At 43.9% G+C, this 20,807-nt stretch carries 19 protein-coding genes; 12 read left to right on the forward strand and 7 right to left on the reverse strand.

Annotated elements, in window-relative coordinates; all coding sequences use genetic code 11:
• Positions 1-195 precede the first annotated feature (195 nt).
• Entirely contained in the window at positions 196-957 is a 762-nt protein-coding gene (pomA, locus tag KUL49_RS14290) for a flagellar motor protein PomA (RefSeq protein ID WP_014950082.1), read from the forward strand.
• On the forward strand, positions 957-1,886 hold the full coding sequence (locus tag KUL49_RS14295; protein ID WP_014976980.1) for a flagellar motor protein MotB: 930 nt from the start codon (positions 957-959) through the stop codon (positions 1,884-1,886). The genes pomA and KUL49_RS14295 overlap by 1 nt, the downstream gene beginning before the upstream one ends.
• 87 nt (positions 1,887-1,973) lie before the next feature.
• On the opposite strand, the gene KUL49_RS14300 is transcribed toward KUL49_RS14295, so the two are convergent.
• From KUL49_RS14300 to KUL49_RS14320, 5 genes are read right to left on the reverse strand one after another with little or no spacing between them, the layout of a single operon-like run.
• The gene (locus tag KUL49_RS14300; protein WP_014976979.1) at positions 1,974-3,230 is read right to left on the reverse strand and encodes a cyclopropane-fatty-acyl-phospholipid synthase family protein; all 1,257 of its coding nucleotides are present in this window, start codon (positions 3,228-3,230) and stop codon (positions 1,974-1,976) included.
• A gap of 2 nt (positions 3,231-3,232) precedes the next feature.
• A complete protein-coding gene (locus tag KUL49_RS14305; protein WP_131137728.1) occupies positions 3,233-3,976 on the reverse strand; it encodes a DUF1365 domain-containing protein in 744 nt (247 codons plus the stop codon).
• Positions 3,973-5,238 (reverse strand): NAD(P)/FAD-dependent oxidoreductase, encoded by a 1,266-nt coding sequence (locus KUL49_RS14310; RefSeq protein WP_014950078.1) that lies wholly within the window; start codon positions 5,236-5,238, stop codon positions 3,973-3,975. The genes KUL49_RS14305 and KUL49_RS14310 overlap by 4 nt, the downstream gene beginning before the upstream one ends.
• Positions 5,239-5,248: 10 nt before the next feature.
• The gene (locus tag KUL49_RS14315) at positions 5,249-5,968 is read right to left on the reverse strand and encodes an SDR family NAD(P)-dependent oxidoreductase (RefSeq protein WP_014950077.1); all 720 of its coding nucleotides are present in this window, start codon (positions 5,966-5,968) and stop codon (positions 5,249-5,251) included.
• Positions 5,965-6,420 (reverse strand): nuclear transport factor 2 family protein, encoded by a 456-nt coding sequence (locus tag KUL49_RS14320; RefSeq protein ID WP_131137729.1) that lies wholly within the window; start codon positions 6,418-6,420, stop codon positions 5,965-5,967. The genes KUL49_RS14315 and KUL49_RS14320 overlap by 4 nt, the downstream gene beginning before the upstream one ends.
• A gap of 255 nt (positions 6,421-6,675) precedes the next feature.
• On the opposite strand from KUL49_RS14320, the gene KUL49_RS14325 reads away from it, so the two are divergent.
• The 3 genes from KUL49_RS14325 (at position 6,676) to KUL49_RS14335 (ending at position 8,717) form a co-directional block, all read left to right on the forward strand.
• Positions 6,676-7,251: an LON peptidase substrate-binding domain-containing protein gene (locus KUL49_RS14325; RefSeq protein WP_014950075.1), complete on the forward strand. Its 576-nt coding sequence runs from the start codon at positions 6,676-6,678 to the stop codon at positions 7,249-7,251.
• 118 nt (positions 7,252-7,369) lie between these two features.
• Complete coding sequence (locus tag KUL49_RS14330) at positions 7,370-7,981, forward strand: sigma-70 family RNA polymerase sigma factor (RefSeq protein WP_014950074.1); 612 nt, start codon at positions 7,370-7,372, stop codon at positions 7,979-7,981.
• A complete protein-coding gene (locus KUL49_RS14335; protein WP_131137730.1) occupies positions 7,974-8,717 on the forward strand; it encodes a ChrR family anti-sigma-E factor in 744 nt (247 codons plus the stop codon). The genes KUL49_RS14330 and KUL49_RS14335 overlap by 8 nt, the downstream gene beginning before the upstream one ends.
• Positions 8,718-8,827: 110 nt before the next feature.
• On the opposite strand, the gene KUL49_RS14340 is transcribed toward KUL49_RS14335, so the two are convergent.
• A complete protein-coding gene (locus KUL49_RS14340) occupies positions 8,828-9,592 on the reverse strand; it encodes an outer membrane protein assembly factor BamD (RefSeq protein ID WP_014950072.1) in 765 nt (254 codons plus the stop codon).
• Positions 9,593-9,778: 186 nt separating this feature from the next.
• On the opposite strand from KUL49_RS14340, the gene rluD reads away from it, so the two are divergent.
• The 5 genes from rluD to KUL49_RS14365 all read left to right on the forward strand — a co-directional run bounded on the left by rluD (position 9,779) and on the right by KUL49_RS14365 (position 16,222).
• On the forward strand, positions 9,779-10,762 hold the full coding sequence (gene rluD / locus KUL49_RS14345; protein WP_131137731.1) for a 23S rRNA pseudouridine(1911/1915/1917) synthase RluD: 984 nt from the start codon (positions 9,779-9,781) through the stop codon (positions 10,760-10,762).
• Between the two features lie 16 nt (positions 10,763-10,778).
• The gene (gene pgeF, locus KUL49_RS14350; RefSeq protein WP_131137732.1) at positions 10,779-11,534 is read left to right on the forward strand and encodes a peptidoglycan editing factor PgeF; all 756 of its coding nucleotides are present in this window, start codon (positions 10,779-10,781) and stop codon (positions 11,532-11,534) included.
• 251 nt (positions 11,535-11,785) lie between these two features.
• Complete coding sequence (clpB, locus tag KUL49_RS14355) at positions 11,786-14,362, forward strand: ATP-dependent chaperone ClpB (RefSeq protein WP_131137733.1); 2,577 nt, start codon at positions 11,786-11,788, stop codon at positions 14,360-14,362.
• 231 nt (positions 14,363-14,593) lie between these two features.
• Complete coding sequence (locus KUL49_RS14360; protein WP_014950067.1) at positions 14,594-14,914, forward strand: hypothetical protein; 321 nt, start codon at positions 14,594-14,596, stop codon at positions 14,912-14,914.
• 180 nt (positions 14,915-15,094) lie between these two features.
• Positions 15,095-16,222, forward strand: coding sequence for a DcaP family trimeric outer membrane transporter (locus KUL49_RS14365; protein ID WP_131137734.1), 1,128 nt, complete (start codon positions 15,095-15,097; stop codon positions 16,220-16,222).
• A gap of 62 nt (positions 16,223-16,284) precedes the next feature.
• Here KUL49_RS14365 and KUL49_RS14370 read toward each other — a convergent pair whose 3' ends face one another.
• Complete coding sequence (locus KUL49_RS14370; protein ID WP_110289192.1) at positions 16,285-17,190, reverse strand: LysR family transcriptional regulator; 906 nt, start codon at positions 17,188-17,190, stop codon at positions 16,285-16,287.
• Between the two features lie 160 nt (positions 17,191-17,350).
• Between KUL49_RS14370 and KUL49_RS14375 the strand changes: the two genes are divergently transcribed.
• Together KUL49_RS14375 and dld are read left to right on the forward strand one after the other, a co-directional pair.
• Positions 17,351-19,060: an L-lactate permease gene (locus KUL49_RS14375; RefSeq protein WP_131137735.1), complete on the forward strand. Its 1,710-nt coding sequence runs from the start codon at positions 17,351-17,353 to the stop codon at positions 19,058-19,060.
• 37 nt (positions 19,061-19,097) lie between these two features.
• Positions 19,098-20,801 (forward strand): D-lactate dehydrogenase, encoded by a 1,704-nt coding sequence (dld, locus tag KUL49_RS14380; protein ID WP_131137736.1) that lies wholly within the window; start codon positions 19,098-19,100, stop codon positions 20,799-20,801.
• Positions 20,802-20,807: the final 6 nt, after the last annotated feature.

The following is a 20,807-nucleotide window of genomic DNA, read 5'->3' on the forward strand; positions in this document are numbered from 1 at the left end:
AAAGTAAGGAGCTGAAAAAGCGCTAGGTATTTTAGTTTAGAAAAAAGACAAAGCTGCGCTTTTGCATAGAACCTACTTCATAATAAACAAATAAATGTGATATTTTTCAATAATGTCGTTTTAGTATTTCTATCTTTTGCCGATAGGGTATTTGTACACTAACAGCACTGACTGCGCATAAATGGGGAAGAGTGAGTGGATTTAGCAACCGTCATAGGTATGTTGGGCGCCATTGGTTTCATAGTTATGGCTATGATTCTGGGCGGCAGCTTGGGCATGTTCATCGACGTGCAATCAATACTTATTGTATTCGGGGGAACACTATTTGTTGTCCTATCTCAGTTTACGTTGGGCCAATTCTTCAGTGCGGGTAAAGTTGCTGGCAAAGCATTCATGTTCAAAATTGAAACGCCTGAAGAGCTTATCGAGAAGATTGTTGAAATGGCAGACGCTGCGCGAAAAGGCGGGTTTCTGGCACTAGAAGAAGCGGAAATTTCAAATGAGTTCATGCAAAAAGGTGTGGACATGCTGGTTGACGGCCACGACATTGAAGTGGTGAGAGAAACGTTAGCTAAAGATATTTCTATGACAACGGAAAGGCATGAGTTCGGCGCTTCTATATTTAAAGGAATGGGTGACGTAGCACCAGCGATGGGTATGATTGGTACTTTGATCGGTCTGGTTGCCATGCTTTCAAACATGGATGACCCTAAAGCCATCGGCCCTGCCATGGCGGTAGCGCTATTAACCACGCTTTATGGTGCCTTTTTTGCCAACGTCGTGTGTTTGCCAATCGCCTTTAAACTGGCGGTAAGAGCTGGAGAAGAGAAGTTAAACCAGAGTCTTGTTCTTGACGGTATTGTGGGTATAGCCGACGGCCAGAACCCACGTGTTATCGAAGGGGTATTAAAGAACTACCTTGCGGCGAGTAAACGCGGAAGCGCAGAGGAAGAGTAATGGCCGAAGAAGAATGCCCAAAATGTCCCCCCGAGGGGCTTCCAGCCTGGATGGGAACCTTCGCAGACCTGATGTCGTTGCTTATGTGCTTCTTTGTGCTGCTACTTTCGTTTTCGGAAATGGACGTACTGAAGTTTAAACAAATTGCAGGCTCTATGAAGTTTGCTTTTGGTGTGCAAAATAAAATTGAAGTAAAAGATATTCCAAAGGGCACCAGTGTTATTGCTATGGAATTTCGTCCGGGTAAACCTGACCCTACGCCCATTGAATCCATTCAGCAGCAAACTAACGAAATGACCCAGCAAATGCTGGAATTTCAGGCTGGTAATGAGGATTCTGCCGGCGGAAGGCAGAAGCAGCGCGGCGAGCAGCGTGGCGGACAATCTCAACAAACTGCTACAGAATCGTCTTCATCGGCTGAACAAAGCACCGATCAGTCGCAAATGGCTGAACTGATGAAAAAAGTAGCGCAGCAATTAGAAAAACAAATTCTAGATGGTTCGGTGGAAATGGAATCGTTGGGTCAGCAGTTAACCATTCGAATCCGTGAAAACGGTTCCTTCTCGGCGGGCTCGGCCTTTTTGCAGCCCCAATTCCAACCGGTGTTGAGAAAAATAGGTACGCTGTTGGCGGATGTGCCTGGAGAAATCGAAATTTCAGGGCACAGTGACGGCCAGCATATTGCTAATGAACTCTATCGTTCTAATTGGGACTTGTCAGCGCAGCGCGCTGTCGCGGTCGCTGAAGCCATGCGTACCGCGCCAGGGTTTGACGAAAGTCGTATGTCGGTAGTGGGTAAGGCAGATACCGATCCAATTGTAGAAAATGCCACTACACCTTCAGACCGAGCGCAAAATCGTCGTGTTGAAATTAATATCAATCAGGGTAAGCCAATGCTGTCGAAGCCTATATCAGTTGTAGATGAGTAGTGCTTCGACCAAGAGTCAGCTTCAAACAAGAAAGCGGCGCCAAAAGGGCGCCGCTTTTTTTGTCACTACTATCGATAATTAGCGTTGTTAAACACGAGCCAAATCAAGTCTGTAATGAGGCTTTGAAATCACAAGCTGAACGGTACTGATTGTTCTTTCTAAAAAACCACCTTCACAATATTTCAGGTAGTAGGTCCACATTCGCATAAAACGCTCGTCATAACCGTCGTTTAAAAGCTCATCTTTTGCAGAAATAAATGCTTCATACCAATGATTCAATGTTTTCGCATAGTCAATCCCGATGTCGTGTAAGTCACGAATCATCATATTAGTATACTTTTTCAGGTGAGCGTTAAGCTGGTGCTGAGAAGGTAAAAATCCACCCGGAAAGATATATTTCTGAATAAAGTCGACACTATTTGAATAGCTGTCGTAACGTCTGTCATCAATGGTTATTGACTGAAGCAGCATTAGGCCGTCGTCTTTTAAAAGTGACGAGCATTTCTCAAAGAAATTTCCTAAAAATTGTTTGCCTACAGCTTCAATCATCTCGATAGACACGAGCTTATCGTACTTGCCTTCAAGTAGGCGATAATCCTTTTTCAGCAAAGTGATTTTGCTTTCAAGTCCTTCTCGGGCAATCCATTCTTTTGCCCATGCATGCTGCTCTTCTGAAATGGTAGTGGTCGTTACGCGGCAACCATAATGCTTAGCAGCATAGACGGCTAGCCCGCCCCAGCCCGTGCCAATCTCTAGAAGATGATCGGTTTCGCTAAGCTGTAACTTGTCGCAAATGGCTTTGAGCTTGTAATTTTGTGCATCATTGAGAGTTGCATTCGGATCTGGGTATATGGCTGACGAATACATCATTGTTGGGTCAAGGAAGCGGGTATAAAGCTTATTACCCAGATCGTAATGCGCCTCGATATTTTTCTTGGCTTGGTCCTTTGTATTTCGACGTGCAAAGTGTTGAATCTTGTTGATGGGCATAGTCACCCATTTAAATTTATTCTCCCATTCGTCAAGGGTAGATAAATTCCTAGCAAACACTCTTACCACGGCTGTTACGTCGTCACTGTCCCATAACCCATCCATGAATGCTTCTCCGGCGCCCACACTTCCGCCAAGCAATAAGCGTCGATAGGCTTGTACATCCTTGATATTTACCGTTGCTCGCAAATCGCTTTCGTCTGTGCCGAAACGCGCAACGACATCGCCGTTTTCTTGAATGGTTAAACTGCCAAAAGGCAGTTGTTTTAAGCATTGTAGGAATAGAGTTCTACACGCTTTATCTACAAAGGAGACCTCTGAGGTGGTCAGTAGTACAGATTCACCAAAAGACATTGTTATTGTTCCTGACTTTTTTCTGGGTGTGTATACAGTGGCGTTCGTTTAAGCAATAGTTTAAGCGCGTGCCAATAAATTCCAGCCACAGTTTTTATTGTCATACTGGGTATACGTTTAAGTGCCGCAGATAGATTCGCATTATCTAAAGTAAATTTAGTCAAATTAATCCCTGCACTGAACTCTTTGTCGTCTCTTACACAATCCATCGCAAGTGACAGTCTAGCCGACGGCTGCGATATCGACCATTTGTAGGTCATATCCATTGGATTAAACGGGGAAACATGAAAAGCTTTTGGCGTATCGTCTTGAGTATCTAGATTTACAAGGTAGTGATGACGCTCATTCCACGGCGTGTTACTTACTTCGGCAAGCATATGTGTATACTTACCTTCGGCATTGCGTAGGTAATAGAAATTCACCGGGCTGAAATACAGCCCCCACATACGAAGTTGTCCCAGCATAAAGACATCGCCTTGAAGCGTCTTCCCTCCATTTAACTCTGTCATTCTGTCTATTACTGCCTGATCTAAAGGTAAAGAGGGATCACCTAAGTAGTCTTCACGCTTGAAACGCACTCTAGCCTTGTCGTATGCAGAGAAGCGTTTTAACGAGCTGGACAAGATTTCGAGTTCGTTGCTCTCAAGCTTTAGCCAAAATAAATAAATGTCATAGTCAAATTTATGCTGGGTAGGCTTAAACCGTTGGTGATAAACCTTACCCTTGTAGATGGCACTTTCTATCACAGGGCTTCACCAAAGCGAGAACAAACATCAAGTGCGCTAGTTACACCGTCTTCATGAAAACCGTTATACCAGTAGGCTCCACAAAAATGTAAGTTGTCTACGCCACAAATTTCATTTCTTCTTGCTTGGGCGTTGACCATGCTGGCACTGTATTGCGGATGTGCGTACTGATAGCTTCGAAGAATACTCTTTTGGTCTATTTCCGCAGTATTATTTAACGTTACACAGTAGGTGCTTTGTGCTTCAAGGCGTTGAAGAATATTCATGTTATAAGTGACAGAAGCGGGGCGGGCTTCCTCACTTGCGTCTTCTTTTAAGCTGTAATTCCAACTCGCCCAAGCTAATTTTCTTTTAGGCAGCTGTGAAATATCTTTGTGCATCACCACGTCGTTTTCTGCGTAAGGGATATTTCCAAGGATATCTCGATGCAGCGAAGTCGGTGAGTGAATCATTTTTAACGCTTGGTCACTGTGGCACGCAAATACCACATGATCATACATCGCAGCGTTGCCTGAAGAGTCGGTAACCTGCCACTTATCATCGCTTTTCGCTACCGACAGAACGGCCGTCGATAGTTTTATCTTAGACTCAAATGGTGCGATTAAAGGCGGAATGTATTGGCTTGACCCACCTTTAATTGTGTACCACTGAGGACGGTCGGTAATATTGAGCAAGCCATGGTTGTTGAAAAACTGCAAAAAGAACGTGAGTGGAAACTTTCTCGTTTGCTCTAAGCTGCTGGACCAAATTGCGGCGCACATAGGCAAAATATAATAACGTGCAAAGTCATCGCTTAGTTTTAATTCTCTAATGACGTCTTCTAACGTAAGTGAAGAAGTATCACGGTTTTCTGCGACCATCGCTTTACACGCCTTGTTAAACGTCAATATGTCCTTCACGATACGCCAGAATTTAGGCCTCAGAATATTACGCCGCTGTGCAAATAAACTGTTTAAGTTATTGCCGTTGTATTCTAGGTTTGCCTTTTTACTCATTACAGAGAAGCTCATCTCTGTTGGTTGATACTCAACATTTAACTGATTAATGAGCTTTATAAAGTTAGGGTAGGTCCAATCATTAAAAACGATAAAACCTGTATCGATATGGTGAGTTTCCCCATTGTCGCTTATTTTCTTCGTTGCAGTATGACCACCTATATAGTCATTTGCTTCGTACACTGTGATATCGTGCTGCCTATTTAGAAGGTGCGCGCAGGTCAAACCAGAAATACCTGTGCCAATGATGGCAATCTTATTGTTCATTCATCTTCTCTTATTGTTTTTCTCTCATTGCCAACGACAATCGCTTTTGCAGTGGGGTTGGCAGTATATGCATAAAGCGCAGAATAAAACCAAAGAACCGAGGGAAGAAAACTGTTTGTTTGTTGCCCTCTATTCCTTTAAGCATAGCGTCAGCGGCTTCTTCAGCGCTAATTTTCATTGGCATTTCAAAATCGTTTTTATCTGTGAGGGGCGTTTCTACAAATCCAGGAGACACCGCTTGCACTTTCACGCCTTTGTGGTGAAGGTCTACTTCTAATGATTTAGTAAAATAATGTAGGGCAGCTTTGCTCGCACCGTACGCTTGCGTTCGTGTGAAAGGGAGTAGGCGAGCCATGCTGTCAACAATCACAAGCTTGTCGCCTTGCTTAAGTCGAGGAAGAAGAGCGTCTACACAATGAACAACGCCAAAGAAATTAGGTTCGAATACGCGGCGAAACATGTCTGGCTCGAAGTCGTCGATATCTACGTATTCGCAGGTACCAGCGTTGAGTACAGCAATGTCAAATTTAACCGTTGCTAGCGCCCGTCGAGTATCGTCAAGATCAGTGACATCGAACTGGCATGCGCTAATATTATTGTACTTACTTAGCTCGTTGAGTGTGTCTTCATTTCGACCACAGGCAATCACTTGATAACCGCTGTTTGCAGCCTTTATTGCTAATGCTTTACCAATACCCGATGTGGCGCCAGTAATTAGAATACTTTTCACTTTGCTAGCTTCCCTTTAATTTTTTTAACGACAAAACCTAGGATGGGTACGTGCTTATAGACCATTTCGCCCAAGTCGTAATAATCTTTGTGGTAAATAATGCTGTCATCGCTGACACCAAGTTGCGTGGTGCCATCTAGCGTAATTTGCTTATCACTATCTTTCAGCGTAAGGGTCATCGTCCAGTTTGCGATATGGGTAACCTTTGAACGACTTGATGGATGCTCTTTTGTGCCATTGGGCGAGCAAGTAAAAATGTCCGCAATGTCGAACTTACAGCTTTCGGCTTGCGTCAATAAGTTGGAAAAATAGCGTTTTACTTCATCAATGCCATGGTGTGTAGTGATTGGGTCGATAAACAGTATGTCGTCGGCATAGATATGTTCTAGGTCGTCTGGAGAAATTTGACATATGTCTGTGTAAATTTTACAAAAGCGTCCAATGACGTCCATGGCCTTTCCTTAACTCATAATTCAAAATCAGATTTGCATATCGGTAATGTCGACGCTTAAAAAAATCGCGGTTATTTTCACGTTCAAATTGCAAGTCTCTGATATGAAATCTGTTAATGTTTTATTTAAAAACTAAATTACATTAATCGTCGTGCTAAAGATCATGTTTTTCCATTTATATGTGAAAAATTTTCCCATTCGATCCTAATTGTTCTCACTTGCGTAATTATTTTCGTGTTTTCGGAAGTGCTGAGTATGAGTGTAGAACGTTTTCCTTTATTTCCTTTATCTGCGCACCTTTTGCCGGAAGGTAGAATGGCTTTGCGCATTTTTGAGCCACGATACGTGCGAATGGTTAAGCAGGCATGTGCCGAAAATAAAGGCTTTGTGATGTGTATGCTTAATGCTAACGGTGACAAAAATTTGAATGAGCATATTCATAAAATAGGTACTTATGCGCAGGTTGTTGACTTCGACATGCTCGATGATGGGTTGCTTGGCATAAAGGTTGCTGGTTCTCATTTAGTTGAGGTAAGTAGCATAGAAGTTGAAAAAGATGGTCTTCGTACCGGTAGTTGCAAGGTGTTAGAACCTTGGCAGTGCGATTTGGCTCCTCAACAAATAGCGCCTATGGACGAGCGACTTAAAGAAATATTTGGAAATTACGAAGAGTTGGCATCGCTTTATGAATCACCAAAGTTTGATTGCCCTAATTGGGTATTAAATCGGTGGTTAGAATTATTGCCAGTAGACGGCTCGCAAAAACAGCACTTTTTAGCGCAAAGAGAATGTACCAGTTTACTGAACTATCTCTCTGCACTAATCGCTTAGTCGTTGAGTCGGATAAAGACATTACAAATTCGTAATCCAATATTAGCGATTTTCGCAAACGTTTTAAGTCATAACGCCGTAGAATGATACAACCAAAACGGAAAAGCGGACGAATCTTATGTTAGTTGGAATTCCTTTGGAACAAAGTAACAGCACAATCAAGCCTAAAGAGTGTGCAACTGAAATGTCTGATTACCTTGTCGCGGTTGCAGACACCCGATGCAAACGTTCATTTGCGAGAGTGTTTAACTACTTCGCGCCTCGGCTGCGTTCTTATGCACTGAAACAGATGGGTAATGAGGCACTGGCCATGGAACTGGTACAAGATACTATGTCGAATGTATGGCAGAAAGCGCACCTGTTCAATGCAGAAAAAGGTTCTCCGTCAACGTGGATTTTCACAATCGCACGCAACATTCGCTTTGATATGCTTCGAAAGCTGCAGAATAGAAAAGAGGATGTTTGTTCTGACGATCTATGGCCAGTTTTATGCGAACAAACAGCCGATGCAAACGAGGCGCCACTTGACGAACAAGTTACTTTAGAGCAGATTGGCTATTTGTTCGAATCACTACCTGTAAAACAGAAAGCAGTGGTTGAAGCTATCTATATTGATGGCAAGTCACAACAAGAAGTTGCCGATGAGCTTTCAATTCCACTAGGTACAGTAAAGTCGCGGACACGTTTGGCACTTCAACGATTAAAGGTCATGTTAAACGATAATGATTAGGTTTCACCCAAGTGCCCAGCAACTTAAAGATTTTGTTGAGGGCACATTGTCACCTGCTATATCACTGATGGTCTCTGCACATTGTGACATGTGTGAGAAATGTCAGCGTTTTGTTGAAATTGAAACGGAAAGTCTTGCTGCTCAAATGGTTTCGAACGCCAATTCATCGGCAAGCGACAGAGCTGAAATGTCGCTTCAGTTTGGTGACATGCTATCCCAAATTACGCAGCTCCCATCATCGAAACAAAATAATGCTTTGATGGAACAGCCCACAGCGTATCGTGAGCCCGTAAAGAAGCGGGCGGCCTTGCAGGCGCAGGCTAGTGCAAATACCATCGAGTTAGATGGAAGGGTATTCACTTTACCCAGAACGCTTCACCGCTACATCGATAAGACAGGTAACTGGTCAAGTTTGGTCGGGAAGCTGTGGCAGGCGCCAGTTGACCTTGGAAACCAAGGTGTAGCTAATTTTATCTTTATGGGAAGTGGCGGTAGTGTACCTGAGCATACGCACCGTGGAACGGAATATACATTAGTCATTGATGGTGAGTTCAGTGATGGGCTAAGTCGTTATGATACCGGCGACTTTATTTTCATGGATGGTGATAAAACGCACACGCCAAAATCCGAAGGTAAAGAAGGCTGCCTTGTATTTAGCATTGTCGATCAGCCATTGCACTTTACTTCGGGCCTTGCAAGATTGTTAAACCCTTTTAGTCACTTGTTTTTCCGCTAGTAATCTATCAAGCGAACGCAGTCAATATGTGACATCCAGATACAAAAAACGCACAAATGTGCGTTTTTTTATTGGTTGCATAAAGCTCTAGCAAAACAGAATAGCCAAATCTAGCTAATAAATTCGCTGTCAGGGTAGTTAAGCTTTAGTGTCTTCATCGCATTGTTACGCAATTCATCTAGGCCAAGCTGCTCATAACTTGAAACCATGATTTCGAGTGCTTGTTGCACTTGAGTGGTATTCGGGAAGTGCTCTATAACATAGCGACCACGGTTTGCTGCAGCGACATAAGCCTGGCGTCTCATGTAGAAACGTGCAATAGCGATTTCATAGCGAGCCAAACGGTCTTTAATATGAACCATGCGCTGTTTCGCATCTGCGGCATATTTGCTATCTGGATATTGTTGAATCAGTCTACGGAAATCTTCAAACGCAGCACGAGACTTCGACGGGTCTCTATCCGTACGGTCAATATTCATTAACTCTTGGAAAAGGTTGCTATCTGATTCCATGTTAGTTAATCCACGCATGTAATACGCGTAATCAACATCTGAATGGTTTGGATTCAGACGAATAAATCTGTCGATGGTGGCAAGCGTTTCTTCGTTTTTACCTGACTTATAATAGCTATAAATAAGGTCTAGCTGTACCTGATGGGATAGGGGACCGAACGGGTAGCGCGAATCTAGCGCGCTTAACGTTTGTGCTGCAGCGCTGAAGTTACCTACTTCCATGCTCTGCTTTGCTCTGTCGTACAGTTGCTGCGCACCCATGTTAGCTAATACGGCTTTTTCTTCATTATCTGAAGAGCTACATCCTGCGACAGATACCATAGCACCCAATAAAACGGGGGCCAGTAGACGAAATGATTTCATAATAATTCTATTTTCCTGCTAAACAGTTTTAATACTTCGCTGTCTAAGCTCATGTGTTAAACAACAACACTTTAATTGCATTCTAACGTACTAACGATGAGAAAAACCATACATAAACGTAAACAAGGCAGTGTAAAGCGTGAATACTTGTTATAATACCCTTTTTTAGACGTAATCAATGGTGTTATGACACAGTCGCCGAACACAATACAATTAGAAGCTTCAACGGAAGCTGCGCATTTTGGTTTACGGTTAGATCAGGTTTTGGCTGATTTGTTCCCTGAATATTCTCGTTCTAAGCTAAAAACTTGGATCCAAGATGGGAATGTTGCTGTAAACGGTGAAGTAATCACCGTGCCTCGCCACAAAATGCAAATGGATGAACTTGTTACTGTACAGGCCGAAATGGATGTACAAGTAACGAGCGAAGCGCAAGACATCGCGTTAAACATTGTTTATGAAGATGAACACATCCTAGTCATAAACAAACCTGCTGACTTGGTTGTGCATCCAGGTGCAGGAAACCCAAGCGGTACCGTGCTAAATGCCTTGTTAAATCATTGTCCAGAGATAGACAAAGTTCCACGTGCGGGCATTGTCCATCGCCTTGACAAAGACACGACGGGGTTAATGGTAGTAGCAAAAACAATTCCTGCTCAAACGCATCTTGTTGACCAACTTCAACGTCGAGAAATGAGTCGTGAATATGAAGCCGTTGCCTTAGGTACGATGGTCGCTGGTGGTATTGTAGATGCGCCTATTGGTAGACACGCAACAAAACGTACGCATATGGCAGTACGTGAAATGGGCAAGCCAGCGGTCACTCATTTTCGTGTTATCGAAAAATTTCGCGCATACACGCACCTGCGTTTGAAGCTTGAAACTGGCCGTACGCACCAAATCCGCGTACACATGGCCCACATTAAGCATCCTTTACTTGGCGACCAAGTTTATGGCGGGCGTCCTCGTCTTCCTAAAGGGGCGTCAGAAGAATTTATCGCTGCGCTTCGCGGATTCCAACGTCAGGCGTTGCACGCCGCACAGCTCTCGCTGTTTCACCCTGAAACTGAAGAGTGGATGACGTGGAAAGCTCCCCTACCTCAAGATATGCAGGACTTGCTTAAAGCCGTGAAAAAGGACACCACGGACAATCCTCAGGATATGCTTTAGGCATGGAGCAGGGCTTATGACGTGGTCAGCTTCAAATTCACCTCTTTCATCCACGCTGGATTTGATTACGCCAGCGTGGTCATGCCCCTCTAATGTTGTCGCTTACACAACGACAAGAAAAGGAGGCACGAGCTTAGGCGATTTCGCAGGCTTGAACGTTGGGGCTCACGTGGGGGATGATCTCTTATTCGTCAAAGCCAATAGAAGCGCAATACCACATAGCAATAAAATTACGTGGTTAGAGCAAGTGCACAGCAATCGCGTAGTGTCTCTGCCAAGTGCGGACACTACCGCTGATGCGGCGCACTCTTCTTCAGCTTCACACTTTTGCGCCGTAATGACAGCAGACTGTGTACCCATCTTATTATGTGATGAAAGTGGTCAAGAAGTCGCAGCAGTACATGCAGGTTGGAAAGGTCTTGAGACAAACATTATCGCCAACACCGTTAGACACTTTAGCTGTGATGCAAATAAGCTTATAGCTTGGATAGGGCCTGCAATCAGCGGCTCTTGCTATGAAGTGGATGCTCAACTGGCAAGTAAATTTCGTCATATAAAGGGTGCAATCGCTAATAGCTATAATAAAGGAAAATACCTGCTAGACTTGCCTTTAATCGCACAAATGCAGTTGCAACAAGCGGGTGTTGATTCAATTACGCAAAGTAACTTGTGTACCTACACTGACGAGCAGCGCTTTTACTCACATCGAAGGGCAACTCATCAAAACAAACGCACGACTGGGCGAATGGTTAGCGTGATAGGCCTGCTTTAGATTGTTTGGAAACATGGACAGCCGTTTTTAGTCTCATCAAAGGTTTGCGCTAGATCAAACTTCATACATTATTTGTTATCTTTTTGGCTAACTTTTTAATCTCATACTTGAATCGCAATTGAGCAGCCTACATAACTAGAACATAAAGAATACCATTCCGCATAGATCATTACCCACTCAGCGAGAGTTAAAATGTTCGTAATCGCGGCGTGTTAACGCAGGTATAGTTGTTCATTAATTAGGTTGAGATTATGAGACTAGATAGATTTACCAGTAAATTTCAGCTCGCAATATCCGATGCTCAATCACTCGCATTGGGGCGAGATCATCAATACATTGAACCTGTCCATTTAATGACTGCCATGCTAAATCAGCAAGGCGGGTCAGTACGCCCTTTGCTTGACCAAGCAAACATCAATGTAAATGCGCTACGCTCAGCACTGAGCCAAGCTATTGAGCGCCTACCTCGTATTGAAGGCATTGGGGGAGATGTTCAATTAAGTAAAGACAGCGGCATTTTGCTAAATCTTTGTGACAAGATAGCGCAGCAGCGAAAAGACGAATACATCACTTCAGAAATCTTTGTTCTAGCGGCGCTACAAGATAAAGGGCGCTTGGGGGAAATACTCAAAAGCCTGAATATCACTAAAGAAGCTATTGAAAGCGCAATAGACGACATGCGTGGTGGCCAGAAGGTCACGGATCCTAATGCTGAAGATGTACGTCAGGCGCTTGAAAAATACACGACAGATTTAACCGAGCGAGCAGAACAAGGCAAGCTCGACCCGGTCATTGGTCGAGACGATGAGATTCGCCGAACTGTTCAAGTACTGCAGCGTCGAACCAAAAACAACCCAGTACTCATTGGTGAGCCGGGTGTGGGTAAAACCGCTATTGTTGAAGGGTTGGCTCAGCGCATCATTAATGGCGAAGTGCCTGAGGGCTTAAAGAACAAGCGTGTTCTTGCCCTTGATATGGGCGCGTTAGTGGCGGGAGCTAAATATCGCGGTGAGTTTGAAGAACGCCTTAAAGCAGTGCTTAATGAGCTGGCTAAAGAAGAAGGCCGCGTGATCTTATTCGTTGACGAACTGCACACCATGGTAGGTGCAGGGAAGGGCGATGGAGCGATGGATGCAGGTAATATGCTTAAACCTGCGTTAGCCCGTGGTGAACTTCACTGCGTTGGTGCTACAACACTGGATGAATATCGTCAGTACATTGAAAAAGACGCAGCACTTGAACGTCGTTTCCAAAAGGTATTAGTTGAAGAACCAAGCGTTGAAGACACTATTGCTATTCTGCGTGGCTTAAAAGAGCGCTATGAGCTCCATCACTCGGTAGATATTACTGATCCCGCTATCGTTGCAGCGGCAAGTTTGTCGCATCGTTATATTAGCGACCGCCAATTGCCAGACAAAGCCATTGATCTTATAGACGAGGCTGCGTCTAGCATTCGATTGCAAATAGACTCCAAGCCCGAAGAGATGGATCGTCTTGAGCGTCGTATCATCCAGCTAAAATTGGAAGAGCAAGCTCTGGCCAAAGAAACAGATGATGTGAGTCATAAGCGACTTGAGATGATTGAGCTAGAGCGTGAGCAAGCGGAAACCAAGTACGCAGAGCTTGAGAAAGTGTGGCTGGATGAGAAAGACGCCATGCAGGGCACTCAAACCATTAAAGGGGAGCTTGAGCAGGCTAAACTTGACTTGGAGATAGCGCGACGTGCATCTGATTTGAATCGTATGTCGGAACTTCAGTACGGCCGTATTCCAGAGCTTGAAGCAAAGTTAGAGCAAGCGGCTGAAAACGAAACTCGCGAGACGACGTTACTCAAAAATAAAGTGACGGACGTTGAAATTGCAGATGTGCTTTCGCGATGGACGGGTATACCTGTAGCGCGAATGCTTGAGGGCGAGCGTGAGAAGTTGTTGCGTATGGAAGACGTACTTCACAAACGGGTTGTTGGACAAGAAGAAGCGGTTGAAGCTGTTTCAAACGCAATTCGCCGTTCACGTGCTGGGCTTGCGGATCCAAATCGACCTATTGGCTCATTCTTATTTTTAGGGCCAACTGGCGTGGGCAAAACTGAGCTCTGCAAAGCCTTGGCAGGCTTTATGTTCGATACTGAAGATGCCATGGTGCGTATCGATATGTCAGAGTTTATGGAAAAACACTCGGTAGCACGCTTAGTGGGTGCACCTCCTGGCTATGTTGGTTACGAGGAAGGTGGCTACTTAACCGAAGCGGTGCGTCGCAAGCCATACTCGGTCATTTTGTTGGACGAGGTTGAAAAGGCACATCCAGATGTGTTCAATATTCTGCTTCAAGTATTGGATGACGGCCGGTTGACTGACGGACAAGGACGTACTGTAGATTTTAAAAATACCGTTGTGATCATGACGTCCAACTTAGGTTCAGATATCATTCAAGATAAGCACAACGAAAGTCAGTATGACGATATGAAAGCGTCGGTAATGAGTGTTGTAGGGCAACACTTCAGACCGGAGTTCATCAACCGCGTCGATGATATTGTGGTATTCCATCCATTAGGGAAGGAGCAAATAAAATCTATTGCTAAAATTCAGCTTGCCTCGCTTCGCGCTAGGCTCGCAGAAAAAGGATATAAGCTTACTCTATCTGCTGCGGCTATGGATAAATTGGCGGACGCGGGTTTCGATCCAGTGTTTGGCGCACGTCCGCTTAAGCGAGCGATACAAGTGCAGGTGGAAAACCCACTCGCGCATCAATTACTTGCTGGCGAATTAATACCGGAATCAACCATTCGTATTGATGTAGATGACAGCGGACTTTTCGTTGTCAGCAATTAAAACCAAAAGGCACTTCAGACAGTGCCTTTTTTATTGCCAGTAGATTCCGCGAAAGACCATTAATTGGCAGCTTCATAACAAAAAACGATTTACTAAAAAGCCACTGGTCGAATAGCGACAGATTACGCTTTCTTGTTTAATGAATTTTCTTAATACAGCTAATTAATTTTCTTGATTTAATAATGATAACGATTATCATTAACTTATTGTTGAGAGGGTTAAGAGGTTGCGATGCAGTTATATAATTCAAACGAAGCGGTAGTTTCTGCGCGCTCAATGCCCCGAGATATAGCTAAGCTTTGTGCGCATTTCATATTATGCATGATTGTGAGCGCAGTCGGTGCCATAGGTACTGGTTTTGCCGTATTTGCATTGAGTGTAAATCAAGCGACATTCTCGCCTGCAGATACTATAATGTCTGCACTTACCGTGTTTTCTCTGTCTTTGTGTTTAAGTTGGTTTTCGCAAAGTTGGGGTAAGACACTTCAATCAATATCATTACTTTCACTTATCGTGTTAGCAACAAGTAGCCTTTTATTATTTTTCTATTGAGCGATTTATGCTCAATATTCTTCATCTCTTTACACAATTAACATTCAAAAAGTAAACCTCTGATTATGCGAATTTAGGAAAAAGTTAATATTCTAAACTCGGTTTATCCTCTAAGCACGAACGAATACATTATCCGCCCGTTAACAACATGTTAAATAGTTTCAGCTATTAGGACGAATAATGAAAACAAACAACAAATACACCCTACGCTTATCTGCTTGTGCATTAGCGCTAGTTCTTAACCCTTCTCACGGCATAGAGTTGTTCAACGGGAAGGTCGGTAACGAACACGTTAAGGTTAGTGTTGGAGGTTATGCCAAAGTAGATGTCAGGCATGTTGAAGGGGATATTGCTTATCAAGATTATTGGATTGGTAATTTTCCTGGCGGGGAAGCAATAGAGACGTCACATACCGGTTTCAATGTAGGAGAGTCACGCTTGAATATGGGCGTTTCTATAGGGGAGGTGAGTACTTTTATAGAGGTCGATATGTATGGCGGAGGGGGCAACGAAGCGGTAAGTAACTCTACCAACTTGCGATTACGCCACTTCTTCATCACCTATAAGAACTGGAGTGCGGGGCAAAACTGGAGCACCTTTATGCCGCTTCACGTTATTCCTGAGTCGTTAGATTTTGGTGGTCCTCATGTAGGAGAAGTGTTTGCAAGGCAAGTTCAGGTTAGATACACCTCAGGAAACTGGCAATTTGCCATCGAAAGCCCAGAGACCATTGGGGATGGTGATACCGACGCACCTGCCAATGCCGTAGGGCTTACAGGTGTAGCCGCTGACCCTGATGAGTCTACACCCGACTTTGTTGTACGATACAATTTAGATAGTCAATATGGGCAATATGCTTTCGGCTCTGTAATACGGCTTGTCGATCAAGGAGGGGTTGAAGAAGTTACAGCAGCAGTAAATATCGCAGGCAAAATACCTCTTTTTACAAAAGACGATCTACGTTTTCAATTAACCGCGGGTAAGCCAGGTCGGTATGCTGCGGCCGGCATGACCGCTGATGTTGTTGAGGATCCTGCATCTCAAACATTGGAAACGGAAAGTACGCTGGCTTATACCGTAGCGTATCGCCATTTTTGGACCGAAACCCTCCGCAGCACTGTATTTTATGGAGCAGCAAAAACAGATATTTTGGAGCGCAAACGTTCGCACTGGGCGGTGAATGTTATTGGTACGGTAGCACCGCGCCTTGATGTTGGCCTAGAGTTTGGTGCTTATTCTATCAATGATGACAACATAGACAGCATTGACTCGAATTACATCCAAGCGTCAGCTAAGTTCGCGTTTTAAGATCGCTTCAATTATGTTTAGCGCCATGTTTTTGATGTAAAATGAGATTACTTCAATGTTTATCAATAAAAATAGGCGCTTCTATTGCTAAATGCCTCTTGAAGGTAGTTGACCAGTAGCTTTAGCTTTTTGTCAGGCTGACGCGAACGAGGATAAACGGCATAAATACCCATAGTCTTAGTTACGTACTCGGCAAGTAGAGGCGAAAGCGCCCCATCTTCGATATCTTCATGCACTAATGCCTTGGGAAGAAATGCTACCCCCACACCTGCAATAGCGGCTTGCCTTAACGCATCCAAGTTATTTGACTGTATTCGCCCGCCAATTTGAACGTTATGAAGCTCTCCTTCAATATGAAACGGCCAGAAGTCTGGGCCAGTGCTATCGTACTTGTAAATTAAACAATTATGTTCAGTTAAGTCGTCAGGATGATTTGGGCGGCTTTTGTTTTTAAGATATGTTGGGCTTGCGCATACTATCCATTTTGAATCTATAAGGCGTTTTGCAATAAGAGAGGAGTCCTCAAGATGTGCTGTACGAATGGCGAGATCGTAACCTTCTTCAATGATATTGGTAACGCGATTGGTAATTGCAAGCTCTACATCCACCTCTTCGTGTAAATTGCAAAACTCGGCAATTGCGCGATTTAAGACCAGTTTTGCCGATACATTGGGCATAGTAATTCGGATTTTTCCACGCACTTCATCACTGTAACCACTGACGGCATCTTCTGCGTCTTGAATGGCTAAATTGGCGATTCTCGCCTTATTGTACAGTGTTCTTCCTGCATCAGTTAAATTGAGCTTTCGTGTAGAGCGGTAAAGCAATTGAACGTTCAAATCTGACTCTAATCGTGCGATACGCTTACTTACTACAGAATTAGTTAGGTTGAGTTTTTGAGCGACCTTTGAAAAAGAGCCTTCATCAACTACGTTCACAAAAAGGATAATATCGTCTGCTTTTGCCACTATTAGTCCAAAAATGGAAATAAACTTTGTCTTTAATGCATATATATCAACACGTGAGAAATTAGTACAGTCGCATACCTAAATTTTAACCCTGCATTAACATCGATTTTCTAACGTTAGAAACTCGAATAATTAACTAATTATAATAAGAGGAAAACTCATGAATGAGATAACCCTTGGATTATTAGCATTGCTACCTATAACGCTTTCAGCAGTGCTGCTATTGGGTTTACAGTGGTCTGCGAAAAGAGCAATGCCAGTTGTATTAGCAAGTACAGCACTTATGGCACTTTTAGCATGGGATATGTCGGCAGTACGGGTGGGCGCTTCAATTCTACAAGGCTTAGTGATTACAGTATCTGTTTTGTGGATTGTATTTGGTGCAATTTTTCTGCTCAACACATTGAAATATACTGGAGCAATTGATGTTATCCGCCAGGGTTTCACCAACATTTCACCTGATAGAAGAGTCCAGGCAATAATCATTGCTTGGTGCTTCGGAACTTTTATTGAAGGTGCTTCTGGTTTTGGCACGCCGGCCGCTATAGCGGCTCCTTTGCTTGTTGCCATCGGTTTTCCAGCATTGGCTGCCGTACTTATTGGTATGATGATCCAAAGCACACCCGTCTCTTTCGGCGCGGTGGGAACGCCTATTGTCATTGGTGTAAACAAAGGCTTAGACGGCCAAGCGATCAGTCAGACTTTGCAGGCTCAAGGCTGGCAATGGGAGCAGTTTATTCAACTAATCACCTCTGAAGTGGCAGTTATCCACGGAATTATTGGCTCATTTATGCCAGTTTTAATGGCTGTAATGCTCACTCGCTTTTTTGGCTCCAACAAATCTTGGCGCGAAGGGTTACAAATTCTACCTTTCGCCTTATTCGCGGGCGTCAGCTTTACCATTCCTTACGTATTTACCGGCATCGTATTAGGCCCTGAATTTCCATCGTTGATTGGAGGATTGGTGAGCTTGGCAGTGGTTGTTACTGCAGCTAAAAATGGTTTCTTGATGCCTAAAACAACATGGGATTTCCCGCCGAAAGCGTCATGGGACAAAGGTTGGCTGGGTAATTTGGAAATAAAAGCAGACGACATAACGTCACAAAAGGCCATGCATTGGGTTACTGCTTGGGTCCCTTATTTAGTTGTTGCACTTTTGCTCGTTATATCCAGAGTGTTTCCAACAATAAAAGAATTTACTACGTCGCTGACACTCTCATTTGACAACATGCTGGGTGAAACCGGTTTAAGTGCATCAATCAGTCCGCTATATCTTCCTGGTGGGTTGTTGTTAATAGGCGCATTGGTTGCAGTAATCATTCAAAGTAAAAAGGTATCCAAGGGAGAAGTGTTGTTTAAGGCTTTCAATGATTCCAGCAAAACGTTGCTAAGTGCTGGTTTTGTATTGATGTTCACAATTCCTATGGTTAGGCTTTTTATAAACTCAGGTGTGAATGGCGCCGACATCGTCAGTATGCCGATAGCTGGCGCGCAATTGTTCGCCAATATGTTTGGCGAAGCTTTCCCATTAATTAGCCCTACTATTGGTGCATTAGGTGCATTTATCGCAGGCTCGAATACAGTATCAAATATGATGTTCAGCCAGTTTCAGTTCGAAGCAGCACTAAGCCTTCAATTGTCACCTGCACTAATTATCGCAGCGCAAGCCGTTGGGGCGGCTGCCGGAAACATGATTGCAATACACAATGTTGTAGCTGCGTCGGCAACGGTAGGATTAATGGGGCAAGAGGGAGCTACTTTAAGAAAGACTGTTATCCCAACTATATATTACGTTGCATTTGCAGGTATTTTAGTATGGTTGGGGGTTTATGTGTTTGAAGTCGGCGGTCCATTAGTCGGCACAAACTAATTTTTAATACGCATTGCACTGTTCTAAGGAGTTATACATGCAAACAACCCCAATTATTGACGCTTTTAAACGCGTGCTAGGGGAAAGCAACCTTGCCGTAGGAACGCGTCAAACTGAGCACTATCGCAAGGGATGGCGGTCAGGCGAGGGCGAAGCATTGGCTGTACTTTTTCCACATACGCTAATGCAATATTGGGAAGTGCTAAAGGTTTGCGTTGAATATAACTGCATCATTATTATGCAGGCCGCGAAAACCGGCTTGACCGAAGGCTCAACACCAAGTGGAAGCGACTACGATAGACCAGTGGTGGTTATAAATACGTTAGCAATGGACGATATTGTTCTGGTTAACGACGGAACGCAAGTATTGAGCTTTCCGGGAGCAACACTGTTCAAACTTGAAAAGGCACTAAAGCCACTCGGGCGTGCGCCTCACTCTGTAATTGGTTCGTCATGCCTAGGTGCGTCTACTGTCGGTGGTGTTGCAAACAACTCAGGAGGGGCACTTGTCAAAAGGGGACCTGCCTATACTGAGTTATCGCTGTTCGCTCAGGTGGATAAAAGCGGAGAGCTAAAGCTTGTTAATCACCTAGGGATAGATTTAGGCGACACGCCAGAAGAAATTATCGGAAACCTTTCTTCTGGCAACTTTCCAAAATCTCTACCTGAAACCAGTATGAAAGCGTCGGCAAGTGATTATGAACACATCGTTAGAGACGTAAATGCTGATACGCCGAGCCGCTTTAATGCCGATCCAACACGGCTTTACGAAGCCAGTGGATGCGCAGGTAAAATTGCTGTGTTCGCGGTGCGTTTAGATACATTCGAAGTGCCTAATGAAGAACAAACGTTTTATATCGGTACGAATGATGCCTCTGTACTTACTCGTATTCGCAGAGACATACTGACTCAATGTAAAAACGTTCCTGAGGTGGGTGAATATCTTCATAGAGAAATGTTCGATATTGCAGATGTTTACGGAAAAGATACCATCATAAGTATTCAGCGTTTGGGAACTGACTCGCTACCTAAAATGTTTGCACTCAAAGGGCGGGTGGATGCCGTGCTCAACAAGTTACCTCTGCTTCCTCCTTACCTAAGCGATAGATTGATGCAGTTCGGTAGTAAGTTCTTTTCTGACCAAATACCCTCGAGTATAAGAACTTACCGCGACAAGTACGAGCATCATCTAATCCTTAAAATGAGCGATGGTGGCATCGAAGAGGTTAAAACGCTTTTGGCCAAGCTGTTTAACGAAGAGAAGCTAGATGGTGACTTCATTACTTGTAATGAAGAAGAAGCGTCTAAGGCGTTTTTATTACGTTTTGCTGCAGCTGGCGCCGCGGTTCGCTATCAAACGTTACACCATAAGCAAGTAGGAGACATCTTAGCATTGGACATCGCATTGCGCCGCAACGATGATTTATGGGTAGAGAACCTGCCTGAGCACATCGCCAAACACGTTGAAAAGTCACTTTATTATGGACATTTCTTCTGCCATGTCTTCCATCAAGATTACATACTTAAAAAAGGCAGCGACGCCAAAAAAGTAAAAGCAGATATGTTGGCACTATTAGACAGTCGTGGCGCTAAGTATCCGGCTGAACACAATGTAGGTCATTTGTATGAAGCCGAAAGTAACTTGCAGAAATTTTACAAAGACTTAGATCCAACCAATACGTTTAACCCTGGTATTGGCAAAATGGAAAAGCACAAACGCAATTGTTCGTGCTGCCTATAGCTGCAT

Source organism: Alteromonas sp. KUL17, from assembly GCF_006538305.1.
Lineage (GTDB): Bacteria > Pseudomonadota > Gammaproteobacteria > Enterobacterales > Alteromonadaceae > Alteromonas > Alteromonas macleodii.

Coding starts and splice junctions, on each gene's coding strand:
- dld (WP_131137736.1), top strand. CDS start 19,098: ATGCAAACAACCCCAATTATTGACGCTTTTAAACGCGTGCTAGGGGAA.
- clpB (WP_131137733.1), top strand. CDS start 11,786: ATGAGACTAGATAGATTTACCAGTAAATTTCAGCTCGCAATATCCGAT.
- KUL49_RS14335 (WP_131137730.1), top strand. CDS start 7,974: ATGATTAGGTTTCACCCAAGTGCCCAGCAACTTAAAGATTTTGTTGAG.
- KUL49_RS14340 (WP_014950072.1), bottom strand. CDS start 9,592: ATGAAATCATTTCGTCTACTGGCCCCCGTTTTATTGGGTGCTATGGTA.
- KUL49_RS14360 (WP_014950067.1), top strand. CDS start 14,594: ATGCAGTTATATAATTCAAACGAAGCGGTAGTTTCTGCGCGCTCAATG.
- KUL49_RS14320 (WP_131137729.1), bottom strand. CDS start 6,420: ATGGACGTCATTGGACGCTTTTGTAAAATTTACACAGACATATGTCAA.
- KUL49_RS14300 (WP_014976979.1), bottom strand. CDS start 3,230: ATGTCTTTTGGTGAATCTGTACTACTGACCACCTCAGAGGTCTCCTTT.
- rluD (WP_131137731.1), top strand. CDS start 9,779: ATGACACAGTCGCCGAACACAATACAATTAGAAGCTTCAACGGAAGCT.
- KUL49_RS14365 (WP_131137734.1), top strand. CDS start 15,095: ATGAAAACAAACAACAAATACACCCTACGCTTATCTGCTTGTGCATTA.
- KUL49_RS14295 (WP_014976980.1), top strand. CDS start 957: ATGGCCGAAGAAGAATGCCCAAAATGTCCCCCCGAGGGGCTTCCAGCC.
- pgeF (WP_131137732.1), top strand. CDS start 10,779: ATGACGTGGTCAGCTTCAAATTCACCTCTTTCATCCACGCTGGATTTG.
- KUL49_RS14330 (WP_014950074.1), top strand. CDS start 7,370: ATGTTAGTTGGAATTCCTTTGGAACAAAGTAACAGCACAATCAAGCCT.
- KUL49_RS14325 (WP_014950075.1), top strand. CDS start 6,676: ATGAGTGTAGAACGTTTTCCTTTATTTCCTTTATCTGCGCACCTTTTG.
- KUL49_RS14310 (WP_014950078.1), bottom strand. CDS start 5,238: ATGAACAATAAGATTGCCATCATTGGCACAGGTATTTCTGGTTTGACC.
- KUL49_RS14375 (WP_131137735.1), top strand. CDS start 17,351: ATGAATGAGATAACCCTTGGATTATTAGCATTGCTACCTATAACGCTT.